The sequence below is a fragment of the Streptomyces sp. AgN23 genome, from assembly GCF_001598115.1.
Classification (GTDB): domain Bacteria; phylum Actinomycetota; class Actinomycetes; order Streptomycetales; family Streptomycetaceae; genus Streptomyces; species Streptomyces antimycoticus.
Map to the genome: position 1 here is coordinate 8,053,885 of NZ_CP007153.1, position 20,050 is coordinate 8,073,934.

Consider the following 20,050-nt stretch of genomic DNA (forward strand, 5'->3'; position numbering starts at 1 on the left):
GGGCGGGGGTGCCGGGGCGGGGGCCGCGCCCCCACCTGCCGCCCCCATGCTCACATGCGCCGAAGGCGCGGAACGGCGCCGCAGACGACCAACGACCTCAGCCCGGCACGCGCCTCCGGGCTCACCCCAGGACATGCCGCAGATAGCTCCGCGGATCCGCGAGATACCGGCGCCAGTGGTCGACCAGGGCCAGCTCGTTCCAGGCCACCCGCCGCATCCCGTGCTCGCCGACTTCGACGATGTCCGCACCGGGCAGCGCGGTCAGCAGGGGTGAATGCGTCGCGCAGATGACCTGCCCGCCGTTCTTCACCAACTCGTCCAGATGGCCGATGAGTTCAAGGCAGGAGGCGAAGGACAGGGCCGCCTCCGGCTCGTCCATGACGTACAGACCGGGCTGGAGGAACTTATCCCGGAACGCCGCGAGAAACCCCTCGCCGTGGCTGACCGCATGCGGGGCGAAACCTTCCCGGTCCAGCGCGTCCAGCGCGGTCTCGGCCCGCAGGAAGAACCCCTTGCGCGCCGCCCAACTCCCCAGCATCCGCCGCCCGCGCGGCGCCGCGTCGAAGCGGATCCGCTCGCCGAGCGCCGACTTGGGGCGGTGGCTGGCGTAACGCCAATCGTGCGAGCCGCCGTACGAGTCCAGCCCGAACCCCTCCGCGAGGCCCTCGACCAGCGTCGACTTGCCCGACCCGTTCTCCCCGACAAGAAACGTCACGGGCGCGGTGAATCGCAGCCCGTCCGCCTGCAACCCCCGCACACACGGCACGGACCAGGGCCACCCCTCCTCCTCACGCGACCCCGGGTCCATGTGTGCGTACGCACGTTCGATAATCATCGGCCGAGTCTCTCACAGGACTGTGAGGGCAAGGCCGGTCTCGAGCGCGTTTCCAGCGGCTCGCCCTATGGTGATGAGAGCCGGGGCCCGAGTGGGTTGGGCCGCCCGGCTGGACGAAGGGGAGAGCGTTGATGTCGCGGAGCGTCCAGGCCCGAAGCATCGGCGGAAACGGTGACAAGCTGCCCGGCCAGCCCTACCCCGGTCCGCATCCGCCGCCGACTCCCGACGGTGGGCCCGGGGTGCCGAACCCGCCCAAGGTCGCATGACGTTCGAGGGCGCCCGGCCCGGCCGGGCCGCGTTGGGGCGGCTGCTTCTCGACGCGGGGGTGATGGGGGAGGACTGGGCGCAGACCTTCGCCGCTGTCGACCGGGCCGGGTTCCTGCCGGAGCTGATGTGGCCGTTCGACACGCGGACCCAGGGCGCCGTCGCCATCGACAAGGGCGAGCATCCGGACGCCTGGTACGCCGCCGCCGACAGCGATGCGCCCATCGTGACGCAGTGGGACGACGGAGAGCATGTCGGTCCCGCGCCGGGGCGGGTGTCCACCAGCTCATCCTCCATGCCCTCTGTCGTCTACGCATTGCTGCGGGACCTGGCCGTGGACGAGGGCATGGCCGTGCTCGACGTCGGCACCGGCACGGGCGAGACCGCCGGTGCGTTGGCGCATCGCTGTGGCGGCCGTAAGGTCACCACGGTCGAGGTCGATCCCGCCGTGTCGCGTCACGCACGCCAACGGCTGGCCGCAGCGGGGTTGCGGCCGGAGATCGTGGTCGGCGACGGGGCGAAGGGCTGTGCGGGCGGCGCGCCGTACGACCGGGTCCTGGCCACCGTCGGGCTTCGGGAGATCCCCGGGGCATGGATCGAGCAGACGCGGCCCGGGGGCCTGATCGTCGTCCCCTGGGGCACGCACTACACCCCTGCGGACGCCGTGGCCCGGCTGATGGTGCGTGAGGAAGGGACGGCGTCGGGGCGCTTCACCGGCCCCGTCGAGTTCATGAAGCTGCGCGGCCAGCGGCTGTCGCTGCCGCCGCACCATGCCTACGTCCCGGTCGAGGGAGAGGGCGGTGCGGACACCTCGACCACTGGCATCCCCGAGGGGGAGTTCATCACCCCGGCGTACTCCGCCCTCCCCTTCGTGCTGGGGCTCCGGGTACCGCATTGCGTCCAGGCGGTGGCCGCCCCGCACGAGGGCGCGCGGCCCGTGTGGCTCTACGGGCTGACCGACCGTTCCTGGGCGTGTGTCGTGTTCCGCGAGGGGGAGGCGGGGGCGCGCGTTTGGCAGGCGGGGGAGCGGCGGTTGTGGGATGAGGCCGAGGCCGCGTACGGGTGGTGGGTCGGCCAGGGCAGGCCGGACCACACCCGCTTCGGCCTCACGGTCGGCCCGGGCATCGCCGGTCAGCGGGTGTGGCTGGACGATCCGGCCGATTCCTGGTCCCCGTAGAGCGGGGCGTGAGGAGACGCGCTCCCGGCCGACTCATGGGCTGCCGTAAGGGGAATCGATCCGTCCTGGTAACCCGCCGTCCGCCGGGTCGCGGCGGCGCTGTGCCACGCTTGAAGCCGGTTCGCGCGCATGGTGCGGGCCGGTGACGTGAAGTGAGGCCGCGGCGTGCAGAAGCCCCGATGGAAGACGGTGGGGGGAACCCTGTTGCGGGTGACGGCGGTATGGGCGGTGTCCACGCTCACGATGCTGGCGCTCGCCGGGATCCTCCCCGACTTTCGCCTGAAGTCCGATGGCGGTGACAGCGCGACGCGGATCGCGATCACGGCGGCCATCGGCGCCGGAGCCTTCGGCGTGCTCAGCGCGCTGGTGTGGCCGTTGCTCGTACGGGCGTTGCTGCTGATGCCCGCGCTGGTGCTGGGGCTGCTGGTGTTCGTGCTCAACGGCTCGATGCTGCTGATCGCGATCAGCCTGATCCCGGACGGGCGGGGCGCCGTCGAGCCGGAGACCGCCGTCGTGGTCGCCGCCGTGATGTCCGCCGCGTCGTCGGCGACGAGCACCTTTCTGACCGTGCGGGACGACGGGGCCTACCGGCGGCGGCTGGCCCGGCTGGCCGGGCGGCGCAGGCGGCGGCTCGGTGAGGACGGCGGGAGCGAAGAGCCCCCGGGGACGGTGTTTCTGCAGCTCGACGGGGTGGGGCACGCCGTGCTGCGGGAGGCGCTGCGGGAGCGCGACAACCGGCCCCCGGTGATGCCCACCGTCGCGCGCCTGATCCGGAGCACTCACAAGGTCACGCCCTGGCGCACCGACTGGTCCAGCCAGACCGGCGCCAGCCAACTCGGCATCCTGCACGGCTCCAACGAGGATGTGCCCGCCTTCCGCTGGTACGAGAAGAAGAGCGGGGAGGTGATGGTGAGCAACCGGCCGACCAGCGCGGCGGTACTCCAGCGCCGCGCCGCCGCCCGGGCCGGACACGACGGACTCCTCACGGTGGACGGGGCGAGCCGGGGCAACCTCTTCACCGGCGGCGCCGAACAGCTGGCCCTGGTCCTCTCGGTCGCGGCGCGGCGCGGTCCGCACAACCGCTCCCGCTCCGGATACTTCGCCTACTTCGCCGACCCCGCCAACGCGACCCGCACCGCCGTGTCGTTCCTGGCCGAGGTCGTCCGGGAGATCCGCCAGGCCGCGCGCGCCAAGCTGCGCCGTGAGACGCCCCGGGTCAAGCGGGGCGGGCTGTATCCGTTCATCCGCGCGTTCGCCACGGTCGTGGAGCGGGACGTCGTGGTGACGTCGGTGATGGGGGACATCCTCTCGGGCCGTACCGCGATCTACGCCGATCTGGTCGCGTACGACGAGGTGGCCCACCACTCGGGGCCGCGCAGCCGGGACGCCCGGCAGGTGCTCGCCCGGCTCGACCGCTCCATCGCGCTGATCGCCAAGGTCGCCGACCGCGCCCCGCGCGACTACCGGATCGTGCTGCTGTCCGACCACGGGCAGAGCCCCGGCGAGACCTTCGCGGGGGCGTACGGGCTGACGCTTGAAGACCTGGTGCGGGTCGGCTGCGGTCTGCCCGTGTCGCGGCGGGCCGGGCGGACCCCGAGCGGTGCGGAGGCGCGCGAGGCGGGGCGGGCGGCGCTGCACCGGCCGGAGAAGCCCGAGGTGGACGGGGACGGGCGGTGCGCCGGGGTCGGCGACACAGCCGCCGTCGCGGGCGGCGGCGCCCCCGCGTCCGATCCGATCGTGCTCGCGTCCGGAAATCTGGGCCTGGTCTCCTTCCCCGATGTGCCGGGGCGGATGAGCCGCGAGCAGATCGACGCCCGCCATCCCGCGCTGCTGCGCACGCTCGCCGACCACCCCGGGGTGGGCTTCCTGCTCGTACGGTCCGAGGCGCAGGGCGCGGTGGTGCTGGGTGCCGAGGGAGCCGAGCACCGTCTGGACACCGGGGAGGTCTTCGGGACGAGCCCGCTCACGGTCTTCGGGCCCGGCGCCGAGGCCGCCGTACGGCGCACCGCGCACTTCCGGAACACCCCCGACATCATGGTCAACTCCGCCTACGACCCGGCGCGCGGCACGGTGCACGCCTTCGAGGAGCAGATCGGCTCGCACGGCGGGCTCGGCGGGGAGCAGGGGCATCCCTTTCTGCTGTGGCCGGCCGAGCTGACCCCGCCGGTGGCGGCGGGGGAGGAACTGGTCGGGGCGGAGCGGGTGCACCGGGTGCTGCGGCGCTGGCTGGAAGAGGCGGACGGGCCCCAGGTGCCGGAGAAGGAGACAGCGGCCACGGGGGAGGCGTATGCGCCGGGGGCGGAGGCGTTGATGGGAGCGGGTCCGGCGGTAGCGGAGGCCCCGGCCGCGCAGGGTCCGACGGAGGTGGCGGTACCGGTTGACACCGGGCTGCCGAGGGCGTCCGACGTGGCGCGCACGGTGCAGGATTCCCGGTGGGACGGCGCCCCCGCCGCACCATTTACCGTGGTCAGGCCGGTTGTGCCGAACAAAACCCGGTGATTTGGGTGCACCCTACACGCTCGGTGACCATAGTCATATGCACGACCAGCCCCACTCCCGCCGCTTCGGCCTGCCCACGGCGACCGCACTCGTCATGGGAAACATCATCGGCGGCGGCATCTTTCTGCTGCCCGCCTCCGTCGCTCCGTTCGGCACCCTCAGTCTCCTCTCCTTCGTCGTCCTGACGCTGGGCGCCATCGCGCTCGCGCTGGTCTTCGGGCGGCTCGCGGAGCGCGACCCCCGCACCGGCGGGCCGTATGTGCACGCCCGCGCGGCCTTCGGCGACTTCGCCGGCTTCCTGTCGGCCTGGTCGTACTGGACGATGACCTGGGTGAGCAATGCGGCGCTCGCGGTGGCGGCGGTCGGCTATGTGCATGTGCTGGTCCCCGGCCATGACACGAAAGGCATGAACCTGGCCGTGGCGCTGCTGGCACTCTGGCTCCCCGCGCTCGCCAACCTCGCGGGGACGCGCTGGGTGGGCGCGGTGCAGCTGGTCTCCACCGTGCTGAAGTTCATCCCGCTGCTCTTCGTCGCCATCGTCGGCCTCTTCTTCTTCGACCCGCACAACCTCGGCTCGTTCAACGAGAGCGGCGGCAGCGCGCTCGGCGGTGTGTCGGCGGCGGCCGCGATCCTGCTCTACAGCTACGTGGGCGTGGAGTCGGCCTCGATGAGCGCGGGCGAGGTCCGGGACCCGGAGCGCAATGTGGGGCGGGCGAGCGTGCTGGGCACGGTCGGCGCGGCCGTGGTCTATCTGCTCGGCACGGTGTCGGTCTTCGGCACCGTCGCCCACAAGGACCTGGTCGGCTCCACCGCACCCTTCTCGGACGCGGTCGACGCGATGTTCGGCGGGGGCTGGGGCCCCACGCTGATCGCACTGGCCGCCGTGGTGTCCATCGTCGGCGCGCTCAACGGCTGGACCCTGATGAGCGCGCAGGCCCCGTACGCGGCCGCGCGGGACGGGCTCTTCCCGGCCGCGTTCGCCACCAGGCGGCGCGGGGTGCCGACCTTCGGCGTCATCGTCGGCGTGCTCCTGGCGTCCCTGCTCACCGTGGTCAACTACACCTCGGGTTCGAGTGGGCTCTTCGAGATCCTCGTGCTGATCACCACCTTCTCGGCGACGGTCCCGTATCTGCTGGCGGCGGGCGCGCAGCTGTACTTCCTGCTGTCCGGGCGCCGCGAGGAGGTGCGGACCGGGCGCTTCGTCCGGGACCTGGTGCTGGCGCTCGCGGGCTTCGGCTTCTCGTTCTGGCTGGTCGCGGGCGCCGGATACGCGGCGGTATACCAGGGTGTGCTGTTCCTGTTCGCCGGTGTGCTGGTGTACGTGTGGATGGCGGCGCGGCGCACCAGCCGGGCGGAGGGCGCGGAGGCCGCCGACGTCACGGCGGCGGGCCCCGCCGTCACCGCCGACAGCACGGTCTGAACGCACCGCGCCCGTATCAGGTGTAAGCAGGATGTATGCGCGTTTCGCCCGACCTCACCCGCATCGGTGGGGAAACGCGGTCGAGCAGGGCGCTGTTCGTCGTCCCGTTCGCGATCATCCTGGCGGTCACGCTGACCGATCTCACTACGCCGCCCAGCGTCCACCTCGGCCCCTTCCTGATCGCGGCACCCGCGATCACCGCGTCCTTCGCGGGCGCGGGCGGAACCGCTGTCGTCGGAGCCCTCGCCGTGGGGGCTCAGGTCGTCATCGGCGCGTCCCAGGGCGGTCTGATGACCGCCAACCACCAGGCGCAGATCGTCGCCCTGATCGTGATCTCGGGGCTGGTGACGAGCTTCCGCTACGCCACCGACCGGCACCGGCGCCGGCTGAGTCAGGTGCGCTCAGTGGCCGTGGCCGCGCAGGAGGTCCTGCTGCGGCCGTTGCCCGAACGAATCGGGGAGCTGATGATCGCCTCGCTGTATCTCGCGGCCGATGAGGAGGCGCAGATCGGCGGTGACCTGTACGCGGCCGTCCGCACCGAGAGGGCGACCCGGCTGGTCATCGGGGACGTACGGGGAAAAGGGCTGGCCGCGATCGGTGACGCCGCCGTGCTGATCGGGGCCTTCCGGGGCTCCGCCTACCGCAATCTCTCACTGCCGGGCATCGCCGCCCACATGGGCAGCGCCATGTGCTGGAACTGGCGCCATATCGCCGATGACGAGCGGAATTACCTGGAGTCCTTTGTGACCGCCGTGGTGCTGGACGTCTACGACGACGGCCCGGTGACCGGGATGGTGAACTGCGGACACCCCCCACCACTGCTGCTGCACAGGGGCGAGATCGCGACGCTGGACGTGGGCGAGCCCGCGGTGCCGCTGGGCCTGGAGGTGCCGAAGGAACGGGACTACCAGGTCGAGACGTTCCGCTTCGAGTACGGCGACCTTCTGGTGCTGCACACCGACGGCGTCGTCGAGGCCCGGGATGACGTCGGCGCCTTCTATCCGCTCCGGGAACGGCTCGCGGTCTGGAGGGGCGGCGGCCCACAGGCGCTGGTGGACTATCTCCACGCCGATCTGCTCCGGCACACCGGCGGGGTCGTCAACGACGACGCCGCCATCGTGGTGATCGCCCGCTGCCCCTGAGCCGCCGCCCTCGTCCGGTTTACCCCCTCGCCTCCGTGATCTGGACGCGTTCCCCTTGAGTCGGGGCGGCCTCCGGCACCCGGCGGGACCAGCGGCCCGCGATGACGGCGCACACCATCAGTTGCAGCTGATGGAAGAGCATCAGCGGCAGGATCACCGGCCCGGCCGCGTCCCCGAACAGCACCGCGGCCATCGGCAGCCCGGTGGCCAGGGACTTGTTGGAGCCGCAGAAGACGATGGTGACGCGGTCCTCCCGGCTGAAGCCCAGCCGTCGCGCGGTGAACGACGTCGCGGTGAGGGCCAGCCCCAGCACCGCCGCGGCCAGCCCCAGCAGCGCGCACAGCCGGGCCGGGGTGATCTGGTTCCAGATGCCCTCCGCCATGCCCCGGCTGAACGCCGTGTAGACCACGAGCAGGATCGAGCCCCGGTCCAGGAGGGCGAGCACCTTCTTGTGGCGGCCGATGAAAGTCGCGGTCCAGCGGCGCAGCGCCTGCCCGGCGAGGAAGGGGAGCAGCAGCTGGGTGGCGATGGCCAGCAGCCCCTCGGCCGAGAAGCGCACGTCCGAGCCGATCAGCCACGCCGCGAGCAGCGGGGTGGCGATCATGCCGAGCAGGCTGGAGTACGTACCCGCGCAGATGGCGGCCGGGACGTTGCCCCGGGCCGTGGAGGTGAGGGCGACCGAGGACTGGACGGTCGAGGGCACGACACACAGGAAGAGCAGTCCGGTGTAGAGCCGGTCGGTGAGGAGGAACGGGGCGAGGCCGCCCGCGGCCAGCCCCAGCAGCGGGAAGAGCGCGAAGGTGCTCGCGCCCACCACCAGGTGCAGTCTCCACTGCCGCAGGCCGTTCAGCGCCTCGCGGGTGGACAGCCGGGAACCGTAGAGGAAGAAGAGCAGCCCGATCGCGATGTCCGCGGCATCGCCGACGGCCGTGGCCGCCGCCCCGCTCGCGGGCAGCAGCGCCGCCAGCGCGACCGTCCCGAGGAGGGCGGCGACATAGGGGTCGACCGCCCTCCCGAGCCGGCCCGGCCACGACAGCGGCCAGGACTTCCGCATCACATCAATCACCGCTCCCGGCCTGCCAGGGCGGGTGGCCGATCTGCGGCAGCACCGGATCCGCACCGGTGAGGCCGCCGGTCACGACGTCGATGGCGCCGCCGCCCCCGTCGTGGTCGCTGCCCGCCGTGCCACGGCTCAGCAGCAGGGTGTTGAGGGTGCGGTCGACCTCCAGCCAGGAGTCCGCGGCGGAGTTGTCGATGACCACGAGGCCGTTGTGCGGCTCGGTGACCACCGTGGGGGTGTCGTCCGGCCCGCAGTCGTCCCGCGGGGTGCTGCCCGCGGGCACGGGCGTCGCCTTGGCGGAGACCGCGGCGCCCGCGCACAGGACGCCCGCGGTGGCCGCGAGGATGAGCCCGGCCGTGGACGGACGGGACGAGCCGGTGTCTTTTCCGGGCTTACGGCGCCGGCCGGGGCCGCGCCCGAGGAAGGTCGAGGGCATACCGCGCGGCCCCGGCTCAGACCCTGGCGGGCTGACGGTGGCCATGGTGCCTGCTGATGTTCTTCTCCAGCAGTTCCGTGGCGCCCTTGACCCCGATGGCCGCGGCCTCCCGGGGGTCCGGCAGCCGCCCGTCCGCCGTTTTGAGGTCGCTCAGCGCCTCGTCGATCGCCCCATGGGCGGCGAACAGACAAGGGGTGCTGTAAATGGCGACATCCACCCCCAGTTCGGACAGCTCGGACAGTGAGAGCCGCGGCGACTTCCCGCCCGCGATCTGGTTGAACAGCAGGGGCTTGTCGCCGATGACCTTGCGGACCTTGCGGATCCACTCCACGCTGCGCACCCCGTCGACGAGGACGACATCCGCGTCGGTCTCCGCCAGCGCGGCCGCCCGCCGCAGGATCTCGGGCTCCTCGGTGGCGTCCGTGCGCGCCACCACCACCATGTCCTTCCTGCTGCTCAGCACCAGTTGGAGCTTGTCGAGGTACTCCTCGAGCGGCAGGGTCAGCTTGCCGTCCGCGTGGCCGCAGCGGCGCGGGCGCCGCTGGTCCTCCAGGATCACCCCGGAGGCCCCGGTGCGCTCCAGCCGCTGCACCACATGGCAGGCGACCTCGGGATCCACATAGCCGTCGTCGATGTCCACGAGCAGATGGTGCTCGGGGAAGGCGAGACGCAGCCGCTCCACGAAGGCGAGCATGTCGGGCCAGGCGATGAAGCCGATGTCGGGCAGCCCGTAATGCGATGCGGCGAACCCGAATCCGGATACGAAGAAGCCGTTGTAGTGCTGTGCGGCGATGGACGCCGAGTACATGTCGTAGATGCCGATGAGGGGAGTGGTGGGGGAGGAGCTGACAGCCTTTCGGAGGGCATTGCCGTAGAGCATGATGTCCCCTTCAGTTCGGCGCCTTTCGGCGCTGTGTGACGGGTTGTGCGATTGCGTGGATAGGTCTGGCGAAGGCCAAGAATCGGTAAAGCAACCGCCGGGTTCCCTGAAGATGCCCGGCCCTGCTCGGGCCGGGGTCGAACGTTCCTTGAGCGCCGCGGGGCCTCGTCATGGGTGGTCCGCGACACGCCGGGCATGCCACGGCGTTCGCCGGGTATGCGCAACAAGCCTGTCCACTGAAAAGAGTTGCTCGTGCCTGTCCCGACCGATGTTGAAGCCTCCGCGTCCGCGCCCTCCCGGCACCACCTGCTCTGGCGCGCTGTCCAGCGACGCAAGAACCCTCCACTGCGCCGGAGCGACATCACGGTCACCGAAGAGAAGACCGTCCGGAAAGCGGTGAAGGCCGCCGCGCTGGGAAACGCCATGGAATGGTTCGACTTCGGGATCTACAGCTATCTCGCGGTCACCATCGGCAAAGTGTTCTTCCCGTCCGGTAATGGCACGGCCCAGGTGCTCTCCTCCCTCGCGACATTCGCGGTGGCCTTTCTGGTCCGCCCGGTGGGAGGCATGTTCTTCGGGCCTCTGGGTGACCGGATCGGCCGTAAGAAGGTCCTGTCCTTCACCATGATCATGATGGCGTCCAGCACGCTCGCCATCGGGCTGATCCCCGGCTATGCCGCCATCGGCTTCTGGTCGCCGGCTCTGCTCATCCTGTTCCGTATGCTCCAGGGGTTCTCCACCGGCGGGGAATACGGCGGCGCCTCGACCTTCATCGCCGAATACGCGCCCGACAAGCGCCGTGGGTACTACGGCAGCTTTCTGGAGTTCGGCACGCTGATCGGCTACACCGCGGCGGCCGGACTGGTCACCATCCTGACCGTGACGCTCGCCGACTCCTCGATGAATTCCTGGGGCTGGCGCATTCCGTTCCTGGCCGCCGCGCCGATCGGTCTGGTCGGTCTGTATCTGCGGCTGAAGCTGGATGACACCCCCGCCTTCCGGAAGCTGGAGGACGAGGGCGCCACCAGCGCGGGGGAGCGCGAGAGCCTGCCGTTCTGGCAGGTGTTCCGCACCCAGTGGCGTGCGATGGCGCTGTGCATCGCGCTGGTCGCCGCGTACAACATCACCGACTACATGCTGCTGTCCTACATGCCGACCTATCTGTCGGACACCCTCCACTACAGCAGCACCAGCGCCCTGGTCTCGATCATCATCGTGATGCTCGTGCTCATGGCGGCCATCACCTTCGTCGGCCGGTACTCCGACCGCATCGGCCGCAAGCCCGTGCTGATGGCCGGGTCCGTGGGCTTCCTGGTGCTCGCCGTGCCGTGCTTCCTGCTCATCAAGCAGGGCGGGGTGGTCCCGGTCTTCGCCGGGCTGCTGCTCCTGGGGCTGTGTCTGCTGCCGTATGTGAGCGTGATGTCCGCCTCGCTGCCCGCGCTCTTCCCGACGAATGTGCGCTACGGCTCGCTCTCCATCGCCTTCAACATCTCCGTCTCGCTCTTCGGCGGCACCACGCCACTGGTGACCGAGGGTCTGATCAGCAGCACCGGGGACGATCTGATGCCCGCCTACTACACGATGCTCGCCGCCGTCGTCGGCATCATCGCCGCCGCCGTGATGAAGGAGACGGCGCGGAAGCCGCTGGAGGGCTCGCCGCCCGCCGTGGCCACCAAGGAGGAGGCCATCGCGCTCGTGGAGTCCCAGCGCTCCTGAGTTCCCCTTCCCCGTGCGGTGTGCGCCAAGGCTTCCGCACCTCCATTACCTCGGCGGTAATCGACCCCCGCGCGCGACGGCGGCAGGGTGGAGCCATCGGGTTCCGGGCCGGCGCCCTCCGGTCCGGGACCCGGTGCCACCAGGGGATTTCATGGAGGAGTAACCACATGACGCAGTACGAAACCGCCGTCGCCCGCTACTTCGAGGCGTGGAACGCCACCGGCCCCGAGGCCCGCGCCAAGGCCGTCGCCGCCGCCTGGACCGAGGACGGCGGCTACACCGACCCGCTGGCCGAGGCGCGGGGCCATGAGCAGCTGGCCGCCGTCATCGCCGGGGCCCAGGAGCAGTTCCCCGGCCATGAGTTCCGGCTCACCGGCGCCGTGGACGGCCACCACGCCATGGCCCGCTTCAGCTGGGAGCTGGTCGCCACGGCCGACGGCTCGGCCCCGGTCGCCGCGACCGATGTGATCACCCTGGCCGAGGACGGCCGGATCCGCTCCGTCCTCGGCTTCCTGGACCGGGTCCCTACGACCGGCTGAACCGCCCCAGGGCTGCCGCGGTCTCCGGGTCGGCCGGGAGGAACGTCTCGATGGCCAGCTCGGAGACCGTGACATCCATCGGGGTGTTGAAGGTCGCGATCGTGGAGATGAACGACAGCACCCGGCCGCCGTGCTCGATCATCATCGGCAGGGCGAAGGGCGGGGCGTCACCGGCGGTCGCCGTCTCCCGGCTGCCGGTCTCGGGCAGCGGGTAGGCGGCCACCTCGTCGTACAGCGCGCGCAGTGGCGAGGAGCGCATCAGCGCCAGCTGCCGGTCCATCTGGTCCAGCAGATGGCCACGCCATTCGCGGAGGTTGCGGATGCGCGGGGCGAGACCCTCGGGGTGCAGGGTGAGGCGCATCGCGTTCAGCGGCGGCGTCAGCAGATGCTCCGCCACCCCCTCCAGAAGCGCCGCGATGCCCCGGTTGGCCGCCAGCACCCCGTAGGTGCCGTCCACCACGAGCGCCGGATACGGCTCGTAGCCCGTCAGCAGCCGCTCCAGGGATGTACGCAGGGCGCTCATCGAGGGGTCGTCCACCGACCGCTCCGGATAGTGCGGGGCGTAACCGGCGGCGATCAGCAGGGCGTTGCGCTCGCGGACGGGGACCTCGAGATGGTCGGCGAGCCGGAGCACCATCTCCTGGCTGGGCCGCGACCGGCCGGTCTCGATGAAGCTGATGTGGCGGGCGGAGGAGTCGGCACGCAGCGCGAGCTCCAGCTGGCTCAGCCGGCGGCGGTCCCGCCACTCGCGCAGCAGTGTGCCCACCCGGGGCGGCGCGGCAGTCGTCATGAGCTGAAGGTAGCCGACGCCGGGTACTCACATGGCAGGGTGGAAGGGCCACCGGTCACCCGCGACGAAGGGACGTGTCATGGCAGTCCAGCCGCTCACCGACCAGGAGATCCAGCAGCGTCTGGAGCAGCTCCCCGGCTGGTCGTTCGCGGACGACCGGCTCTCGCGGACGTATGTCTTCAAGGGGCATCCGCAGGCGGCCGGGATGGTGGCGGAGATCGCCACCATCCAGGAGGAGCTCGACCACCACTCCGATCTGACCCTCGGCTACAACAAGGTCGGCGTCTCGGTGAACACCCACAGCGCCGGGGGCAAGGTGACCGCGCTCGACGTCGAGCTCGCCGGCCGGATCGAGGAGATCGCCCCGCAGCACGGCGCCCGCGCCGACTGACCGGCCGGGCGCGCGTCGCCGACTGACCGCGACCGGCCTGGACCCGACGTCACTCCCGGGCGTCCCGGAAGCGGGCCAGCCCCTCCTGGAGGTCCACGATCGGGCCGGGGTAGTCCAGCCGGTCCCGCTCGGCCTTCGGCAGCCGCCAGGGCGTATGGACGCCGGAGCCGGTCACCTCGGCCAGCTCCGGCACCCAGCGCCGCACATACGCGCCGTCCGGGTCGAACCGCCGGGCCTGCGCCAGCGGGTTGAGGACCCGGTTGGGACGGGTGTCGGTGCCGGTGCCCGCCGCCCACTGCCAGTTCAGCTGGTTGTTGGCCAGATCCCCGTCCACCAGCAGATCCAGGAAGTGCCGGGCGCCGATCCGCCAGTCCTGGTAGAGCGTCTTGGTGAGGAAACTGGCCACCAGCAGCCGCGCCCGGTTGTGCATCCAGCCCTCGTGGCGCAGCTGCCGCATCCCGGCGTCGACCAGCGGATAGCCGGTGCGCCCCGCCTTCCAGGCCGCGACCTCCGCCTCGTCGTGGCGCCACCGGTCGCCCCGCGGGCGGTAGTCGGCGTGCGCCGCGTCCGGCCGGGCGGCCAGCACCTGATGGTGGAAGTCCCGCCAGGCAAGCTGCCGTACGAAGGCGTCGGCGCCCGCGCCGCCCGCCTCCCGCGCCCGGTGCACCAGCTCCACCGGGGACAGACAGCCGAAGTGCAGATACGGGGAGAGCCGGGAGGTGGCGTCGCCCGCCAGATCGTCCTGCCGGTCGGCGTAGCTACCCAGCCCCGAGCGCCACCAGGAGCGGACGCGGCGGCGGCCCGCCGTCTCCCCGCCCTCGGGCAGCCCGGGGGAGGGGCTGCCCGGGGCGAGCGAGGCGACCGCCGCCACCGGCTCCGAGCGCAGCCCGGACGGCACGCTCACGGTGCGCGGCGCGGTGAGCGTGTTGCGCGGCCCGGCCTGCAGCCAGGCGCGGAAGTACGGGGTGAAGACGGCGAAGTGGTCCTTGCCCGTCGGGGTCACCTCGCCCGGCTCCACGGCCGTCACCACCGCGCCGTGCACCCGCAGCCGCCGTCCGTCCGCCTCCAGCGCCGCGCGCAGCCGCTGCTCGCGGCGGGTGGCGTAGCCGCTCACCCCGCCCGCGATATGTACCTCGTCCGCGTCCGCCTGCCGGGCCGCCCGCAGGACCTCCGCCACCGCGTCGCCCCGGCGGACCACTAGCCGCCCGCCGCGCTCGCGCAGCCCCGCGTCGAGATCGGCCAGGGCGTCCGCGAGGAACGCCACCCGGTTGGGGACGGCGAACCCCGTGCCGGCCAGGCCGCGGTCCACGACGAACAGCGGAACGACCCGCTCGGCGGAGCGCGTCGCGCCACGCAGCACGGGGTTGTCGGACAGCCGCAGATCGGAGGTGAAGACGGAGAGGGACGTGCTCATCCCTCTCCCTTACCCCACGCGGGGCCGCATATCGGCGAATTCCGCCTGATGTCGCCCGGTCACGCCGAGGGGAATGTCAGCAGGACCAGCGGATCGGTCGTCGGGGCCTTCGACCCTCCGGCGGGCTCGACCGTCACCCCCATGGCCGACGCCTTCCCGACCGCACCACTCAGGACCGCCGCCGCGCTCCGGCCCGAGGAGTCCATCGGACCGGCCGGGCGCATGGTGCCGCCGTCGCTGAACCACAGCTGGTAGATCCGCCCCGCGGGCGGCTCGGGCAGCCCCGAGGCCAGGAACACCGCCCTGTTCAGCCCGCGCGAGACCACCACCGTGCCGGTCGAGCCGTCCGTCATCCGGCCGCTGCGGCTGCGCGCGTCGGGCGCGGCCAGCACCTGGGTCACCTCCTCCGCCTGAGCCACCCGCTGCTCGGAGCGGCGGGCCGTGTCGCGGGCGTCGGACGCCTGCCGGTACTGCCACACCGCGGCCCCGCCGAACGCGACGGCCGCGGCCACACAGGCCGCCAGTGCGACGTTCAGCGCCCGCCGCCCGGTGCGCCGCCGGGGGCCGGCGTGGGACTCCCGGGCCTCCCGCGCCGCCACCCGGGGCGGCTCCTGGCGGACCGTGGCGATCCGCCGCATCACATCGTCCTTCATGGTCGGGGGCGGGGTCAGGGCCGTGGCCACCGCCAGCTTCGCCGCCGTCTCGCGCAGCTCCCGCACCTCCTGACGGCAGGCGTCGCAGACCGCCAGATGCCGCTCGAACTCGGTCAACTCCCGCCCCGACAGGGCGTGCACCGCGTACGCCCCGGTCAAGGTGTGCAGATCCGCCCTGGTCATGCGCCGACCCCCATGCAGTCCCGGAGCCGGATGAGCCCGTCCCGGAGTCTGGTCTTCACGGTCCCGAGCGGCAGCGACAGCAGCTCCGCCACCTCACGGTAGGAGCGGCCCCGGTAGTAGGCGAGCGTCACCGACTGCCGCTGCAGCTCGGTCAGCGTCCGCATGCACCGGCGCACCTGCTCGCGTTCCAGCCTGGCCTCCACCTGCTCGGTCACCTCGTCGAACGCCGGGGTACGGGACAGCAGCGCGGCGCGCTCCTCGCGGTCGGAGGCGGCCTGCGCCGAGCGGACCCGGTCCACGGCGCGCCGGTGCGCCACCGTCATGATCCAGGCCATGGCGCTGCCCCGGCCCGGTTCGAACCGCGCCGCGGACCGCCACACCTCGACCAGGACCTCCTGGGTGACCTCCTCGGCCTGCGCCGGGTTGCGCAGCAGACTGCGCGTCAGCCCCAGGACCGGCCCGCTGACGGCGTCGTAGAGGGCTCCGAACGCGTTCTGGTCCCCCCGGGCCACCATCTGGAGCAACTCTTCGAGGTCCGGTCCGCGCGCGGCCGGTCCGCCGATGTACACGGGTTCTCTCACAGGCCGTCCTTCCGGGAACGATGCGGCGCACACGGAGGTGTCGTACCTCATTCGTCGCCCGGAGGGGTGCGGATTGGTCAAGGGTGCTCCGAACACGCGCGAGGACGGGCGTGGGGGCGAGCCTGAGAAGCGGGCCGTGAGCGCACACGCGAGGCCGCCGCCGGTCCGTTCGACCGCGGCGGCCTCGGCACCCCGGCGTCAGCCGGTGGTGAGGGTGAGCCCGTAGGCCGTCAGGATCGGGTTCACCGGCTGGTAGTACGTCGTGCCGCCGACGGTGCAGTTGCCGGAGCCGCCGGAGGTGACGCCCTGCCCCTCACTGCCCGAGATGAACGGGCCGCCGGAGTCGCCCGGTTCGGCGCAGACGGTGGTGCGCGTGACCCCGTTGATCGTGCCCTGCGGGTACCGCACGCTGGTGTCGTGCTGCTGGATGGTGCCGCAGTGCCAGCCGGTCGTCGAGCCGGAGCGGCAGACGGACGAGCCCACCGGCGCTTCCTGGGAGCCGGTGACGCTGACATTGGTGCCCTCGGGGCCGATCACCCACGGCTGCGGAACCCAGTCGGCGTTGGTGGACACCCAGGCGTAGTCATGGCCGGGGAAGCTGGAGCCCTGGAAACTGCCCTGGGCCACCCGGTTGAAGCCGGTGGTGGTGTCGCCCTGGCTGCCGCAGTGGCCGGCGGTGACGAAGCCGTTCCGCTCGCCCTGCGTCACCGGGAAGCCGATCGAGCAGCGGGCGGAGTCATTGATGGAGAACGCCTCGCCGCCCCGCAGGTCGTACAGCGGGCTGGGCCGCTCGGCCGACTCCACGACCCGTACCACCTCGCGGTCCGCGCCGCTGGTGGCGACGAAGGCGGCCGCCTCGCTCGGCTTGGCCGACTGCACCACGACGCTGTTCGTCTTGACGTCGACGTACCAGGCGGAGGCGACATCGGCCGCCGGGGGGCGCTCCGAGGCGGTGCGGTCCAGGGCCTGCTTGGCGTCGGTGAGGGCCTTGAGGCTGTGCTTGACGACCGCGGCCTTGGCGCCGCCGGCCGTGATGGTGCCGCTCTGCCCCTCGTCGGTGGTGGCGACGGTGAGTTCCGCGGTGTTGCCGGTCACCCATGCGCCGCCGTAGCTGCCGCCCAGGCTCTTGCGCAGGCCCGGTTCGGTGGCCCCGGCCCGGTACTCGTTGGATATCCGCATCCGCGCCTCATCGGCCGTCAGGCCCAGGTCGCGCTGCATCGAGGCCAGCATCTCGGGGGGCACCTCCCTCCGGGGGCGGGGGGAGGGTTCACCGGGGTCGGCCACCGCGGGTATGCCGCTCCCCAGGAAGAGGGCGGCTATCGCGACGGTGCAACCGGCGGCCAGCTCGAGGCCGTGACGGCGTCTGCGGGACATCTTCGGTCTCCTCGGCTCGGGAGATGGTCACGCTACGTGCCCATCTGGGCGCCAAGCGTAATTGTCGGGGGCGTGCCTCGCTCGGCGGGCGGATGAGCCCGGATGAGGGGTCATGCGCCCGGGATATGCCACGACACGGGGTGCGGGGAGACGGGGTGCGGGCGGACAAGGGCCCGCCCCGCCGCGGGGGGACGCGACGGGGCGGAGCGCGGAACGGTGGAGTGCCGGGGCTCAGCCGTTGAAGGTCTCGGGGTCGAAGCCCAGCCGGTTGCCGGTCTCCAGGGAGTCGATCGCCGACAGGTCCTCGGAGTCCAGCTGGAAGTCGAAGACGTCGATGTTCTCCTGGATCCGGGACGGGGTCACGGACTTGGGGATCACCACGTTGCCGAGGTCCAGATGCCAGCGCAGCACCACCTGGGCCGGGGACTTCCCGTGCTTCCGGGCGATCGCCGCCAGCTTCGGGTCGTCCAGCAGGCCCTTGCCCTGGCCGAGCGGGGACCACGCCTCGGTGGCGATGTCATGGCGGGCGTTGAAGGCGCGCAGCTCCGCCTGCTGGAGCTGCGGGTGCAGCTCGATCTGGTCGATCACCGGGACGATCGAGGTCTCGGAGAGCAGCCGCTGGGTGTGGGCGGCGTGGAAATTGGACAGGCCGATGGCCTTGGCGCGGCCCTCGGAGTAGATCTTCTCGAACGCCTTCCAGGTGTCCACGTACTTGTCGACCCCGGGCAGCGGCCAGTGGATCAGGTAGAGATCCACATACTCCAGGCCCAGCCTGGTCAGCGAGGCGTCGAAGGCGCGGAGAGTCGAGTCGTAGCCCTGGTCGGCGTTCTGGAGCTTGGTGGTGACGAACAGCTCGTCGCGTGCGATGCCCGACGCGGCGAGCCCCTTCCCCGTGCCCTCCTCGTTGCCGTATATCGCGGCGGTGTCGATGCTGCGGTACCCGGCGTCCAGCGCGGTGCGCACCGCGATCTGCGCCTCGTCGTCCGGGATCTGCCAGACACCGAAGCCGAGCTGCGGCATCCGGACGCCGTTGTTGAGGGTGATGAACGGGACCTTGCTCACGGGCAGTCGATCCTTACGTCGGATGTGGATTGCATGCTTCCGGTAAAACGATCAACGAGCGGCAGGCATTCCCGCCGGGCGCCCGTTCACCAGGGTCGTCCGCGCAGGACCACCACACCGCCTCCGTCCGGCCCGATGCGCTCCGCCGCCCGCCGCGCCGCCTGGGCCAGCGTGGGCACCTCGCCCAGCAGACCGTAGAGCCCGCCCGCGAAGGCCGCCGCGCCGTCCAGCGGTCCGCGATGGGCGACCACCACCTCGGCCGCCCGGGCGAAGAGCGCGGCGAGAGGCGCGCCGTCGGGGCAGCCGAGCACCACACCGGGCAGCGGGGCGCCGGTCAGCCGGCGATAGGCGGTCAGCAGCTCGGCCAGGCGCGCGGCGGGGGTGCGATGCGCCTGGCCGTCGCCGTCCTCGAAGACCAGCGTGCGCCCCTCGCGGCGGCAGACCAGATGCAGCACATCCGGGCGTACGGTGAGGATCCGCCGCAGATCGGTGGCGGTCGCGGCGGGGCACCGGTCCACCGTCAGCATGCCCCGCGCGGCCCGCTGGACCGCGGCTAACTCCCGGGACCCCGGGGCGGCGCCGGTCACCAGCACCCGCCGCAGACCGCCGCCGCCCGGCTGCCGTAAGGCGGCGCGGAACACCGCGTTGTGCGGATAGGTGACGCAGGCGGCGGCCAGGACGCGCAGCCTGCCGTCCGCGATCCGGTCCGCGGCCACCGCGCGGGCCACCGAGGACCAGAACGCCCCGGCGGTGGTGCCGGCCGCCGCCGGGAGGTGCTCGGCGGTCAGGCCCGCCCTGTGCAGCAGTGCCACGGCGGACGGGCCGGGCGGGAAGACCCGCGCCAGCTCCCGGATCTCCTCGGTCGTCAGCGCCGGATGTCCGTCCCCGTCCTGGCCGTCCACCGTTCGTCGCTCCTTGCCTGTGCTCGTACCGCTCGTGCCCCGCCCCGTAGCTACTGAAGCGCGGTGAGGTGCAGCGGTTCCTCGAGCTCCTCGCGGAAGCGGTGCAGGGTGTGCCCCTCACGCACCGTCGCGCCCACCGCGACCGCCGCCCGGCTCACCGCCCCGCGCGGTGCCCGCACCACCATGGCCAGCCGGTAGGTCCCGCCGATGCGCACCGCCGAGGTGTGCCGGATCTCCCAGCCCGGGTCGGAGCGCAGCTCACGCCGCGCCTCCAGGAAGGCCCGCTCGCCGTACGCGGTGTGGAGAACCTCCCGGAAACCCAGCCGCGGGCCGAGAGGGGCCGCGTGCGCCGGTGCCGCGGCCTTCGCCTCCGCGGTGAGCTGGCGCGGGGTCATCGACCAGGCCACCGGCTGGAAGGCCGCGGTGCCCCGCCGCACCGGTTCGGCCGTGAGCGTGACATCGAGATTGACCGAGTGCAGGGCGGGGTCCGGCGCGTCCCGGGCGCAGGTCACCGACAGATGCACCAGGTGATAGACGGCGTTGTCCGCCTCGGTTCGCAGGAAGTCCAGCAGCTCCGGATCCGGTTCGACGAGTTCCGCCGTCACCGGTAAGGCCACCGGCCCGCCCAGGATCACCCGCCCGGCCAGCCTCGGGCCGCTGGGCTGAGGTGTCTCCTCGGACAACAGGGACAGTTCACGTTCGGGAAGTTCGGGGAGAATGACATCGATCATT

19 protein-coding genes are annotated in these 20,050 nt (G+C 72.1%); 7 read left to right on the top strand and 12 right to left on the bottom strand.

All coding sequences use genetic code 11. The annotated features are described in order from the left end of the window. Nucleotides 1–121: 121 nt before the first annotated feature. Nucleotides 122–835, bottom strand: coding sequence for an AAA family ATPase (locus tag AS97_RS34960; RefSeq protein ID WP_210566249.1), 714 nt, complete (start codon nt 833–835; stop codon nt 122–124). 262 nt (nt 836–1,097) lie between these two features. On the opposite strand from AS97_RS34960, the gene AS97_RS34965 reads away from it, so the two are divergent. The 4 genes from AS97_RS34965 to AS97_RS34980 all read left to right on the top strand — a co-directional run bounded on the left by AS97_RS34965 (nt 1,098) and on the right by AS97_RS34980 (nt 7,337). Further along, nucleotides 1,098–2,276: a methyltransferase domain-containing protein gene (locus tag AS97_RS34965; RefSeq protein ID WP_210566250.1), complete on the top strand. Its 1,179-nt coding sequence runs from the start codon at nt 1,098–1,100 to the stop codon at nt 2,274–2,276. Between the two features lie 165 nt (nt 2,277–2,441). Beyond that, nucleotides 2,442–4,775, top strand: a complete 2,334-nt coding sequence (locus AS97_RS34970; protein ID WP_210566251.1) for a phage holin family protein — start codon at nt 2,442–2,444, stop codon at nt 4,773–4,775. A 37-nt stretch (nt 4,776–4,812) separates the two neighbouring features. Further along, complete coding sequence (locus tag AS97_RS34975; RefSeq protein ID WP_107420698.1) at nt 4,813–6,195, top strand: amino acid permease; 1,383 nt, start codon at nt 4,813–4,815, stop codon at nt 6,193–6,195. 35 nt (nt 6,196–6,230) lie between these two features. Then, entirely contained in the window at nt 6,231–7,337 is a 1,107-nt protein-coding gene (locus tag AS97_RS34980) for a PP2C family protein-serine/threonine phosphatase (protein WP_210566252.1), read from the top strand. Nucleotides 7,338–7,356: 19 nt separating this feature from the next. Here the strand turns inward: AS97_RS34980 and AS97_RS34985 are convergent, their stop codons facing one another. The 3 genes from AS97_RS34985 to AS97_RS34995 are packed head-to-tail and all read right to left on the bottom strand — an operon-like array spanning nt 7,357 to nt 9,713. Next, nucleotides 7,357–8,391, bottom strand: coding sequence for a bile acid:sodium symporter family protein (locus AS97_RS34985; protein WP_059142017.1), 1,035 nt, complete (start codon nt 8,389–8,391; stop codon nt 7,357–7,359). A 4-nt stretch (nt 8,392–8,395) separates the two neighbouring features. Continuing rightward, nucleotides 8,396–8,833 (bottom strand): hypothetical protein, encoded by a 438-nt coding sequence (locus AS97_RS34990; protein ID WP_210566253.1) that lies wholly within the window; start codon nt 8,831–8,833, stop codon nt 8,396–8,398. Between the two features lie 16 nt (nt 8,834–8,849). Further along, nucleotides 8,850–9,713, bottom strand: a complete 864-nt coding sequence (locus AS97_RS34995) for an isocitrate lyase/PEP mutase family protein (protein ID WP_059141973.1) — start codon at nt 9,711–9,713, stop codon at nt 8,850–8,852. 252 nt (nt 9,714–9,965) lie between these two features. On the opposite strand from AS97_RS34995, the gene proP reads away from it, so the two are divergent. Together proP and AS97_RS35005 are read left to right on the top strand one after the other, a co-directional pair. Then, nucleotides 9,966–11,429 carry a glycine betaine/L-proline transporter ProP gene (proP, locus tag AS97_RS35000; RefSeq protein ID WP_059142019.1) on the top strand — a complete coding sequence of 488 codons (1,464 nt, stop codon included), beginning with the start codon at nt 9,966–9,968 and terminating at the stop codon, nt 11,427–11,429. 167 nt (nt 11,430–11,596) lie between these two features. Then, the gene (locus AS97_RS35005; protein ID WP_210566254.1) at nt 11,597–11,968 is read left to right on the top strand and encodes a nuclear transport factor 2 family protein; all 372 of its coding nucleotides are present in this window, start codon (nt 11,597–11,599) and stop codon (nt 11,966–11,968) included. Here AS97_RS35005 and AS97_RS35010 read toward each other — a convergent pair. Further along, nucleotides 11,955–12,758 (bottom strand): helix-turn-helix transcriptional regulator, encoded by an 804-nt coding sequence (locus tag AS97_RS35010; protein WP_210566255.1) that lies wholly within the window; start codon nt 12,756–12,758, stop codon nt 11,955–11,957. The two genes, AS97_RS35005 and AS97_RS35010, sit on opposite strands and share 14 nt — an antisense overlap. A gap of 79 nt (nt 12,759–12,837) precedes the next feature. On the opposite strand from AS97_RS35010, the gene AS97_RS35015 reads away from it, so the two are divergent. Next, a complete protein-coding gene (locus tag AS97_RS35015; protein ID WP_059141976.1) occupies nt 12,838–13,149 on the top strand; it encodes a 4a-hydroxytetrahydrobiopterin dehydratase in 312 nt (103 codons plus the stop codon). A gap of 49 nt (nt 13,150–13,198) precedes the next feature. On the opposite strand, the gene AS97_RS35020 is transcribed toward AS97_RS35015, so the two are convergent. From AS97_RS35020 to AS97_RS35050, 7 genes are all read right to left on the bottom strand, one after another. Further along, entirely contained in the window at nt 13,199–14,563 is a 1,365-nt protein-coding gene (locus tag AS97_RS35020; RefSeq protein WP_210566256.1) for a deoxyribodipyrimidine photo-lyase, read from the bottom strand. Nucleotides 14,564–14,622: 59 nt separating this feature from the next. After that, nucleotides 14,623–15,399, bottom strand: coding sequence for an anti-sigma factor (locus AS97_RS35025; protein WP_125758886.1), 777 nt, complete (start codon nt 15,397–15,399; stop codon nt 14,623–14,625). Continuing rightward, complete coding sequence (locus AS97_RS35030; protein WP_059141979.1) at nt 15,396–15,980, bottom strand: sigma-70 family RNA polymerase sigma factor; 585 nt, start codon at nt 15,978–15,980, stop codon at nt 15,396–15,398. The genes AS97_RS35025 and AS97_RS35030 overlap by 4 nt, the downstream gene beginning before the upstream one ends. Nucleotides 15,981–16,178: 198 nt before the next feature. Then, nucleotides 16,179–17,354 carry a S1 family peptidase gene (locus AS97_RS35035; RefSeq protein ID WP_210566257.1) on the bottom strand — a complete coding sequence of 392 codons (1,176 nt, stop codon included), beginning with the start codon at nt 17,352–17,354 and terminating at the stop codon, nt 16,179–16,181. A gap of 231 nt (nt 17,355–17,585) precedes the next feature. Further along, complete coding sequence (locus AS97_RS35040; protein WP_282615700.1) at nt 17,586–18,416, bottom strand: aldo/keto reductase; 831 nt, start codon at nt 18,414–18,416, stop codon at nt 17,586–17,588. Nucleotides 18,417–18,502: 86 nt separating this feature from the next. Further along, the gene (locus tag AS97_RS35045) at nt 18,503–19,318 is read right to left on the bottom strand and encodes an effector-associated domain EAD1-containing protein (protein ID WP_210566258.1); all 816 of its coding nucleotides are present in this window, start codon (nt 19,316–19,318) and stop codon (nt 18,503–18,505) included. Nucleotides 19,319–19,368: 50 nt separating this feature from the next. Then, nucleotides 19,369–20,049 carry a hypothetical protein gene (locus tag AS97_RS35050; protein WP_210566259.1) on the bottom strand — a complete coding sequence of 227 codons (681 nt, stop codon included), beginning with the start codon at nt 20,047–20,049 and terminating at the stop codon, nt 19,369–19,371. Nucleotide 20,050 lies beyond the last annotated feature (1 nt).

Excerpts from the sequence above, each read along its gene's own strand:
- AS97_RS34960 (WP_210566249.1), bottom strand. The coding sequence starts at position 835 with ATGATTATCGAACGTGCGTACGCACACATGGACCCGGGGTCGCGTGAG.
- AS97_RS34965 (WP_210566250.1), top strand. The coding sequence starts at position 1,098 with ATGACGTTCGAGGGCGCCCGGCCCGGCCGGGCCGCGTTGGGGCGGCTG.
- AS97_RS34975 (WP_107420698.1), top strand. The coding sequence starts at position 4,813 with ATGCACGACCAGCCCCACTCCCGCCGCTTCGGCCTGCCCACGGCGACC.
- AS97_RS34980 (WP_210566252.1), top strand. The coding sequence starts at position 6,231 with ATGCGCGTTTCGCCCGACCTCACCCGCATCGGTGGGGAAACGCGGTCG.
- AS97_RS34985 (WP_059142017.1), bottom strand. The coding sequence starts at position 8,391 with ATGCGGAAGTCCTGGCCGCTGTCGTGGCCGGGCCGGCTCGGGAGGGCG.
- AS97_RS34990 (WP_210566253.1), bottom strand. The coding sequence starts at position 8,833 with ATGCCCTCGACCTTCCTCGGGCGCGGCCCCGGCCGGCGCCGTAAGCCC.
- AS97_RS34995 (WP_059141973.1), bottom strand. The coding sequence starts at position 9,713 with ATGCTCTACGGCAATGCCCTCCGAAAGGCTGTCAGCTCCTCCCCCACC.
- AS97_RS35005 (WP_210566254.1), top strand. The coding sequence starts at position 11,597 with ATGACGCAGTACGAAACCGCCGTCGCCCGCTACTTCGAGGCGTGGAAC.
- AS97_RS35010 (WP_210566255.1), bottom strand. The coding sequence starts at position 12,758 with ATGACGACTGCCGCGCCGCCCCGGGTGGGCACACTGCTGCGCGAGTGG.
- AS97_RS35015 (WP_059141976.1), top strand. The coding sequence starts at position 12,838 with ATGGCAGTCCAGCCGCTCACCGACCAGGAGATCCAGCAGCGTCTGGAG.
- AS97_RS35020 (WP_210566256.1), bottom strand. The coding sequence starts at position 14,563 with ATGAGCACGTCCCTCTCCGTCTTCACCTCCGATCTGCGGCTGTCCGAC.
- AS97_RS35025 (WP_125758886.1), bottom strand. The coding sequence starts at position 15,399 with ATGACCAGGGCGGATCTGCACACCTTGACCGGGGCGTACGCGGTGCAC.
- AS97_RS35035 (WP_210566257.1), bottom strand. The coding sequence starts at position 17,354 with ATGTCCCGCAGACGCCGTCACGGCCTCGAGCTGGCCGCCGGTTGCACC.
- AS97_RS35050 (WP_210566259.1), bottom strand. The coding sequence starts at position 20,049 with ATGATCGATGTCATTCTCCCCGAACTTCCCGAACGTGAACTGTCCCTG.